Source organism: Pseudodesulfovibrio pelocollis (genome assembly GCF_030282845.1).
Classification (GTDB): domain Bacteria; phylum Desulfobacterota; class Desulfovibrionia; order Desulfovibrionales; family Desulfovibrionaceae; genus Pseudodesulfovibrio; species Pseudodesulfovibrio pelocollis.
Window position 1 is genome coordinate 1 of record NZ_JASTWE010000070.1, and the last position, 8079, is coordinate 8079.

Below are 8079 nucleotides of genomic sequence, written 5' to 3' on the forward strand. Positions count from 1 at the left end.
TTCTTTTATTCCGGTCATGCCATTCACGGGGATACTTAGTTTAATATGGGTGTCAAACCAGAGAGGCAGAAAGGTGTCCGCGTCGTAATGCCGGAAGGCCTTGATACTGGCCGTTCTATCCAGCCCGGGTACCGGGTTCTTCTGGTGAAGCACGCCGGTATCAACCGAGAGTACGATGGCATTTCTGTCGCCCAGACGCTGGATACCCTCCAAAACATACCCGACTCCATCAGGAATATCGAGTGTGGTATATATTTTCTCCATGTTGGGAGAGCTCAAGGGCATGACCACGTCTCCGCAACGGTAGCTGCCTGTCGGCAGCATGAAGTCACGTATCACGTGCTGGACTTTGGTCGGGACCTCCCGCGTAGGGTTGTAGGCCGATATTTCCGACAGAAGGTTGCCCCGGTTGTCCGTGGTGTATGCGAAACCGGAAGAATGCATGTCGATGCGGTTGCCCAAGACAGCCACGTTTGACATCGAGACATCCCACGCGAGGTTCTCTTCAGCTGTTGATGTAGAAACCGCCATTTCCAAACCTATGACAGGGACGAAGACCCCTTCGGCCTGAAAGCCGAACTGCGTCTCGTAGGTGGCGCTGCCCGGGGAATACTTGAATTCCAGCGGGCCTTCGAAAGGCTCAACCGGAGCCTGGGCGAGGAGGGTCTGGAGCGGGACCGAGGCCGCCTCTCCGGTCTCGTCTGGCGCGTCCTTGGTGATCATCCGGATTCTGAGGTCATAAGTGGTGATCATTCCGCTGGTCGGGTCAGTGGCACCGAGGGAGACATCCCAGGAAACCGGAAACATGTCCTTTGACAGCGTGGCTGTCGCAGTCGTGGTCGCAGGCATGCTGGTGCCGCCCATGACCAGGCTCGCCTTGTCGTCCTCAAAGGAAAAGGTGTAGCATTCCAAGCCGTCAACGGTCGTGGTGCCAGTGAATACGTAGGCGGGGGCAGGGTCGTGAAAGGATAAGACTGTATCCTTGTCGCCCTGCATTGTTCCCATATTGATTGGCACCGAGGCATCCCCCACCCTGAAGAACCCCTCCGGGAGCCCGATGTCCTCAAGGATCGCGGCACCGACACCGATAACGTCTTCGACTTCAGTCTCCCGGATCACAATGTCCGCCTTGTTGTTGCCCCAGCTGTCCGAGGTGAAGGTGACGGAATAGAACGGGCCGGGGTCAGGCGGGGCTCCGAAAACGGAGAGCTCGCGCAGGACCACATCCCAGGCGAGCCTGTCGCCGTGTGGCTCCACAGTGTACTCAACTTCATAGGAAATGGGCGGGATCGCCATGGCGGCTTCCTGACCGTTCATGCTGATAAACATGTTAAACTCGGCGCGCACGGCCCGGGAACCCGGGGCGTACTTGAACTCCACCGCGTCTGCGGCGCGGGGAGAGTGGAAGGTGCCAAAGGGATGCTTGCAGGCTGACAGCAGAAGGAGACAGAGCAGGAGGAGCAGGGGGAATCGTGTCGTCATTTCCGGTCCGGAGTTGCGGTGTGGTCGGGATGACAGGATGCCGGGCCCCTGAAAACGGGGTGTCATCCGTCAATGCATCAGAAAGTCGTTTCCCGGTATATCATTTTGACACGCTCTTCAACGATTGATTCGCCGGGATTTCTGCATCCGGCCAGTGCAAAAAAACCTCGCTTCTCCGCTCCCCTTCCCCCTGGCCGCCGGAGGCATTCCTCCCGCCTGCCCTTATCGGCCGGGGCAGGGGATGTGGTGGGAGAGGTAGATGGTTCCGAGATCGCGGATGAGTTGTTTGTTGTCAAAGACCTGGTGCACGGTTTGGCGGGCGGCGGGGATGATCCGGTCGCGGGTGGGCTGGTCGGTGAGCAGGCGGAGGATGATGTCGGCCAGGGCGTCGGGGTTGTCTGGCGGGCAGAGCAGTCCGGTCTGGTCGTGGGTGACGAGTTCCGGCAGGCCGGAGACGTTGGTGGCGGCCACGGGTACGCCGGTGGCCATGGCCTCGGCCACCACGTTGGGGATGCCGTCGCGGTCGCCGTCCTTGGCCTCGCGGCAGCCCAGGGTGAAGCAGTCGGCCTCGTGGAGCAGGCGGATGACCTCGTCGTGGGTCACGGTGCCGGGCATGGAGACCACGGCGTCGAGGCCGAGTTCGCGGATGAGGTCGCGGATGGCGCGCTTGTCCGCGCTTTTGCCGTCGCCCACCAGGGTGTAGCGCAGGGGCACGCCCTGGTCGCGCAGCCGGGCCAGGGCGCGCAGGATGGTATCGATGCCCTTCTTGGGCACGAACCGGGCCACGGTCAGGACATGGTAGGGCGGCGTGGTTTGGAGGGGCCGCCCGTTGAGGGAGAAGAGGTCGAGATTGATGCCGTGGTACACGCAGTGGATGGGTGTTTCGCCGTTGCAGACCGAGTTGAGGTATGTCTCGTTGTAGCGGGTGCAGGTGACGACGAACTCGGCCCGGGCCACCTTGTCGGCAAAGCGGCGCGGGTCCTGGGTGTAGATATCCTTGGCGTGGGCCGTGAAGCTGAAGGGCACGTCGGCCAGGAAGGCGGCGTACATGGTCACGGTGGTGGGGGTGTGGGCGAAGTGGCCGTGCAGATGGCCGAGGTCCACCCCGTGGTCGATGACCGATTTCTGGACGAGGTAGCCCGCCTGGAGCATGTGCTTGACCCAGGTATGCTTCTTGGGCGCGAGGGCAAAGCGCGAGGCCATGAGCCTCAGGCAGTCGAGATAGCGCCGGGGCATGCGCGCCGCAAGGCGCAGGTTGTGCCACAGCAGCGCGGGCAGGCCGAGGAGGAGCGACTCGGGCAGGTAGGTGACCCTGGCCCTGATCTCCTTGATGGACTCGTGGCTGAAATTCTCGCGCGGGGCGCGCATGGAATAGATGTGGATGCGAAAGCCCATGGCTTCGAGCAGCCTGATCTCGTTGGAGATGAAGGTCTCGGAGATGCGGGGATACCCTTTGAGCACCATGCCCAGGGTCTGCCCCTTGGCGGGTGGGGTCACGGGCAGTTCTCTCTGAAGTGGTCGAGGCGCTCGCGCATGACGTCGAGCCCGGTCATCTGGAAGTCCTCGAGATCGGCCACGCATTCGCCGGGGTTGTCGAGCAGGGCGTTGACCTTCTGGCGCAGCCGCTCGGGCGTGACATCGTCCCAGCGGATGTAGTCGCACAGGCCGCGTCCGCGGAAGACCTGGGCGCGCAGCAGCTGCTCCTGGCGTGGCTTGTCGCGCGGGATGACCAGGGCGGGCTTCTTGAGGGAGAGGATTTCGCACAGGGTATTGTAGCCGCCCATGGTGACCACGAGGTCGGCGTTGGCCATGCGCTTTTCGATGTTCTTGAAAAAGGGGCGGATCTGGACCTTGACTGCCCGGGCGCGGTCGGCCAGCTCGTCGAGCTTGGCGGGCGGCAGGAAGGGGCCGGTGATCATCAATGTCTTGAAGTCCACGGTGCCGTTGGTTTCGAGCATCTTCAGGTAGTTGTCGAGCACGATGTAGCCATCACCGCCGCCGCCGATGGTGACCACCACCTGCTTGTGCTTGCGCTTGAGCTTGCGCGCACCCGGCACCTTGCGCGGGATGTAGCCGGTGAACACGGTCTTGGCCGCGATGTCTTCGGGAAAGGCGTATTCGACGATGGGGTCGTAGAGCGCCTTTTCGCCGTAGACCCATATCTCGGAGTAGAGATCGCGCAGCAGGTCGAAGTATTTCTTCTTCTCCCATTCGGCCCGGGTGGAGGCCGCATCGTCCAGGATATCGCGCAGGCCGAGCACCACGCGGGTGCAGGGCAGATGGCCCCTGAGCCACTTGAGGGTAGGCAGCACCTCGCCCTTGAGGCCCGATGGCACCTTGTCCACGATGAGCAGGTCGGGCTTGAAGGCCTTGGTCGTGGAGAGGATGATATTCTTGCGGATGGCGATGGCGATCTTGGGATCGACCTTGATGGAATGGGGGACGTAGACCGTGTTGCTCTTCTTGATCATGCCGGGCATGCGCACGAAGTCCACGCCAAGGGGCATGGTGTAGCGGCCCACGATGGGCGACCCGGTGACGATGAGGATGTTGACGCCCGGCCGCACGAGGTTTCTCGCGATGGCCATGGTGCGCCGGATGTGTCCCAGACCGTAGGTGTCGTGGGAATACATCAGGATGTTGTACGAATTCGATTCCATAATCCGTTCGGGCAATGTCCTGCGCCGGTCAGCGTGCTCGCCAAGGTTCCCCGCTCGATACGGGGTTGCCGGGCTCCCGTCCAGGGGGCGCCGACCCGGACTTCATACCCGAGTTTGGCGTCCTCTGCCACCATTTACTTTTCGGCTGCCGGATTCACGTCCAGGCAGAGTTCGGGGTCGTGGTGACGGCCTCCGGCGCGGGCCATGTCGAGGTTTTCCCCATAGGCCGCCTTGTGAGGCCGGGCCTTGAGGGCGGCGGCGAACCGGCGCGCCGCACCGACCATGTCGCCCCGGCGCAGGGCGATGACGCCCAGGTTGTTCTCGGCGCACGGGTGGCCGGGCGCGAGGTCCAGGGCGCGGTCAAAGGCAGCGGCCGAGGCGTCGAGATCGCCCACCACGGCGAATTGCACGCCCTCCACGAGCTTGCGGCGGGCGTCGTCGAGCACCACATGGTCCAGCCCCCGGCACGGGCAGCGCGGCCGGGCGCAGGGCTGCGGCCCGTCCAGCAGGCGCACTTTGTCCAGCACATTGCCGAGCACGGTCTTGTCGCCAGGGCAGCGATAGACCGTGCCGTCCTCGTCCATGCGCAGGAGCGTGCGCCCGGCGTGGCAGGGCACGCCCTGGAAGTTGAAGGCCACCTTGCGCCCCTGCTCGGGGTGGTCGGCGAAGATGGCGCGCGCCCGGTCGCCATAGGCCTCGGGGTAGCGCCGCCCCTGGTGCTCGCCCCGGAAAGGACGCGGCGTGACAGGGATGCCGTGGGTGGCGAAAAACTCGCGGTCGGCCTGGAACCGCGCCTCAAGGTCCGGGTGGACCACGTAGTTGACGATGACCGTGAACCCGGAGTCGATCAGCAGTCGGGCGTTGTCGATGAAGGCGGCCACGCCCTTGACCCGCTCGCGCTCCTTGATGTGCAGGGCCACGTAAAGATCCTGCACCCGGGCCGGGTCGATGCGCCGGGCGAACTCGCGCACCTTGGAGGACACGGACAGGTTGGTGTCCACGCCGATGCGGTGGTCTTCGGTCAGGGCGACGCAGATGTCCACAAAGCCGGGATAGATGAAGGGCTCGCCCCCGGTCATGCCCACGGTCCATTCCCGGCCCGTGGCATCGAGAAAGGCGCGAATCCGGTCCACGGGCAGGGTCAGGGTGACCGGGGTGTTGTCGTGGGGGAAGTAGCAGTATTCGCAGCGGAAATTGCACTTCCGCGTCATGTTCCATATGATGTTGCTGGCAGGCTCGCGCATGACTTTGCTCCTCTGGTGCCCTTCCTGACACGGATCGGTTGAAAACGCCAGACCACGGCTTGCGGTCCCGGTGAAACGTCTGCTACAAGGGCTGTCACCGAGGAAACCATGGCCGCTGATTTGTTCGCTCCGCTGCTGAAAGAGTTGGACGTCTGGTCCCGCTGCGGGGCCGTGGCAAGGCTGTGGTGGCGCGACGACGACGCGGCCGCGCCGAGTGCCTCCCTTGAGCGGCTGACACGGCTGGGCGCGGACCACGGCGTGGCCTGCGGGCTGGCCGTCATCCCGGCCAGGACCGGGCCTGCCCTGCGCGACCATGTGCTGGCCGCGCCGGGCCTGCTGGTGCTCCAACACGGCTACGCCCACGCCAACCATGCGCCGCCGGGCAATGGGGCGTGGGAGCTTGGCCCGCACAGGCCCATGGGCGAGATTCTGGCCGAGCTGCGCGCGGGCATGGAAATCCTGCGCAGCCTCTTCGGGGAGCGATTCGTTCCGGCGGTGGTCCCGCCGTGGAACAGGATGGACCCGGCCCTGCTCCCGCAGCTGCCCGGGCTGGGCTTTCGCGGCGTATCGACCGAAGGCGGAAAGAACGCACCGCCTGGGATGCCCCAGGGAATGCGCCAGGCCGACGCCCACTGCGACCTGCTCTCATGGAAAGGCGGCCCCGCACGGTTCGCAGGCCCGGAAAAATGCGTGACCTCGATCACGGAACATCTTAAGGAAAAACGGTCCGGCCGCGTGAACCCGGACGAACCCACGGGCGTGCTCACCCACCACCTGGAGATGGACGAAGCCGCCTGGATTTTCATGGACGACCTGCTTTCGGCCACCCGCTCGCATCCCGCCGCCACCTGGACGAGCCCCGCCGACATCTGGCCTCCAGCCGAATAATCGAAAGGAAGACCGCATGACCGCCACTCTCCGCCGGGCCGAAACCCGGGACATCGACGCCATCTGCGCGCTGCTGCACACGCACATGAACCCCGATTTTTCCATCGAGCGGTGGAAGCGCCTCTTTGCCGCCCCCTGGTGCGCGGACAACCCGGACATGGGCATCGTGGCCGAGGACGCGGGCCGCATCGTGGGCTTTCACGGCCATGTCTGCTCCAACCGGCCCATCGGCACCCGGCGCGAGCGGTTTCTCAACTTCACCTCCTGGTACATCCTCAAGGAGTACCGGGGCCTGGGCCTGGGCCGGGCCATGATCGAGATGGCCACAGCCGACCCGGACACCACCTACACGGTCATCTCCCTCTCGTCCAAACGCGTTGATTTCTTCAAGAAGATGGGGCTGGACGTGCTCGACACCGAGCGGCTGCTCTGGCGCAGGGACGGCCACGAGTTCGAGAACCTCGAACTCATCCGCGACCCCGAGGTCATGGCCGCCAGGGCCAACCCCGACGAGGTCAAGGTGCTCAAGGACCACCTGGGCCTGGCCGTGACCCCGGTGCTCGTCTCCACCCGCTGCACCCAGTGTCTGCTGCTGCTCTCCATCTCCACCAAGGGCAACAACGTCACCTATTACGACGTGCTCTACCGCAGCAACCCCGGCCTGTTCACCGACCGCGCCCCGGACATCGCCCAGGCCCTGCTCCCCGAGGGCGACTGCGTGCTGGCCGCCGACCGCCGCTTCGTGGAGAAAGTCGGCGACGGCGCCGAGGTGGAGACCATCCCCTCGCCGCGCTTCTGGAAATCCTCCCGGATCAAGCCGCGCAACGTTGACCTCGCCTACTCGGAAATCGCCCTGCTCGACCTGAAGCTGGACTGACCCCGGTCACGACCTGGCCCCTGTCCCGGCCTGACCCCCCGGCTTGCCCAAAATCCCCCGGCAAGGTATGAGCGGGCATGAGTGAAGACAACAAGGACTATCCCACGGCAGTGGCCGCGCCGGACGGCGACATCGTCCCCCTGACCCTGACCATGGTCGGCAACCTGCTGGCCGCGTCGCGCGAGAGCCCGCGCAAGCGGATGCTCCAGCGGCTGCACAAGTCGCACGACGCGACCACGCACCGCATGTTCAACGCGCTCCAGCCCGGCACCTACATCACCCCGCACCGCCACCTGCATCCGACCAAGTGCGAGACCATCATGGTCATCTCCGGCTCGGTGCTCTTCGTGCGCTTCACCGAGGACGGCGAGATCGCGGACCACACCCTGCTCCAGCCCGGCACCGAGACCTTTGGCGTGGACGTGGCCCCCCACGTCTATCACACCTATGTGGCGCTGAAGCCCGACACCCTGATCTTCGAGGTCAAGGACGGCCCGTACGCCCCGGCCACGGACAAGGACATCCCGGCCTGGGCCCCGGCCGAGGGCGAGGAAGGGGCCGAGGCGTACATGCTGGACATGCTCAAGGGTCTGGCCGAGCGGGCCGCGGCCCAGGCCGATGCGGCCAAGGCGCAGGACAAGGGCGCGGACGAGCAGTAGTCAGAGGGTGGGAAGAGCCGTCGCTGTCGCTCCTCCAAGTTTTTGGATGCCCTCCCGGCGGGGTGACTTTCTTTTGCTGGCCCAAAAGAAAGTCACCAAAGAAAAGGGCCTTGCTAGCTTGGCCGCCTGCACTCCCCGGCCAAGAATCTGATCAAATCGCGCTGCTCCCGAATCAAGTCGCCGAAGCGGCTCCGTGATTCGAAAGAGCCGCAGCTTGCGATTTGTCAGCTTCTAGGCCTTAGGAGGCTTAATGGCTGGGGCGTTCGGGA

At 64.5% G+C, this 8079-nt stretch carries 7 protein-coding genes; 3 read left to right on the forward strand and 4 right to left on the reverse strand.

The window, feature by feature from the left end; all coding sequences use genetic code 11:
- The 4 genes from QQS14_RS15660 to QQS14_RS15675 form a co-directional block, all read right to left on the reverse strand.
- Positions 1 to 1482, reverse strand: a 1482-nt coding sequence (locus QQS14_RS15660; protein WP_285907955.1) for a hypothetical protein, incomplete at its 3' end; no start/stop codon positions are given.
- A gap of 222 nt (positions 1483 to 1704) precedes the next feature.
- Positions 1705 to 2946: a glycosyltransferase family 4 protein gene (locus QQS14_RS15665; RefSeq protein ID WP_425607937.1), complete on the reverse strand. Its 1242-nt coding sequence runs from the start codon at positions 2944 to 2946 to the stop codon at positions 1705 to 1707.
- Positions 2947 to 2975: 29 nt separating this feature from the next.
- Complete coding sequence (locus tag QQS14_RS15670) at positions 2976 to 4142, reverse strand: glycosyltransferase family protein (RefSeq protein ID WP_285907957.1); 1167 nt, start codon at positions 4140 to 4142, stop codon at positions 2976 to 2978.
- A gap of 134 nt (positions 4143 to 4276) precedes the next feature.
- Positions 4277 to 5386 (reverse strand): radical SAM protein, encoded by a 1110-nt coding sequence (locus QQS14_RS15675; protein WP_285907958.1) that lies wholly within the window; start codon positions 5384 to 5386, stop codon positions 4277 to 4279.
- Between the two features lie 108 nt (positions 5387 to 5494).
- On the opposite strand from QQS14_RS15675, the gene QQS14_RS15680 reads away from it, so the two are divergent.
- The 3 genes from QQS14_RS15680 (at position 5495) to QQS14_RS15690 (ending at position 7810) form a co-directional block, all read left to right on the forward strand.
- On the forward strand, positions 5495 to 6274 hold the full coding sequence (locus QQS14_RS15680; protein ID WP_285907959.1) for a polysaccharide deacetylase family protein: 780 nt from the start codon (positions 5495 to 5497) through the stop codon (positions 6272 to 6274).
- A 16-nt stretch (positions 6275 to 6290) separates the two neighbouring features.
- Positions 6291 to 7151, forward strand: a complete 861-nt coding sequence (locus QQS14_RS15685) for a GNAT family N-acetyltransferase (RefSeq protein ID WP_285907960.1) — start codon at positions 6291 to 6293, stop codon at positions 7149 to 7151.
- A gap of 77 nt (positions 7152 to 7228) precedes the next feature.
- Positions 7229 to 7810, forward strand: coding sequence for a WbuC family cupin fold metalloprotein (locus QQS14_RS15690; protein WP_285907961.1), 582 nt, complete (start codon positions 7229 to 7231; stop codon positions 7808 to 7810).
- The last annotated feature ends 269 nt before the right edge of the window (positions 7811 to 8079 follow it).

Coding starts and splice junctions, on each gene's coding strand:
- QQS14_RS15665 (WP_425607937.1), bottom strand. CDS start 2,946: ATGGTGCTCAAAGGGTATCCCCGCATCTCCGAGACCTTCATCTCCAAC.
- QQS14_RS15670 (WP_285907957.1), bottom strand. CDS start 4,142: ATGGAATCGAATTCGTACAACATCCTGATGTATTCCCACGACACCTAC.
- QQS14_RS15675 (WP_285907958.1), bottom strand. CDS start 5,386: ATGCGCGAGCCTGCCAGCAACATCATATGGAACATGACGCGGAAGTGC.
- QQS14_RS15680 (WP_285907959.1), top strand. CDS start 5,495: ATGGCCGCTGATTTGTTCGCTCCGCTGCTGAAAGAGTTGGACGTCTGG.
- QQS14_RS15685 (WP_285907960.1), top strand. CDS start 6,291: ATGACCGCCACTCTCCGCCGGGCCGAAACCCGGGACATCGACGCCATC.
- QQS14_RS15690 (WP_285907961.1), top strand. CDS start 7,229: ATGAGTGAAGACAACAAGGACTATCCCACGGCAGTGGCCGCGCCGGAC.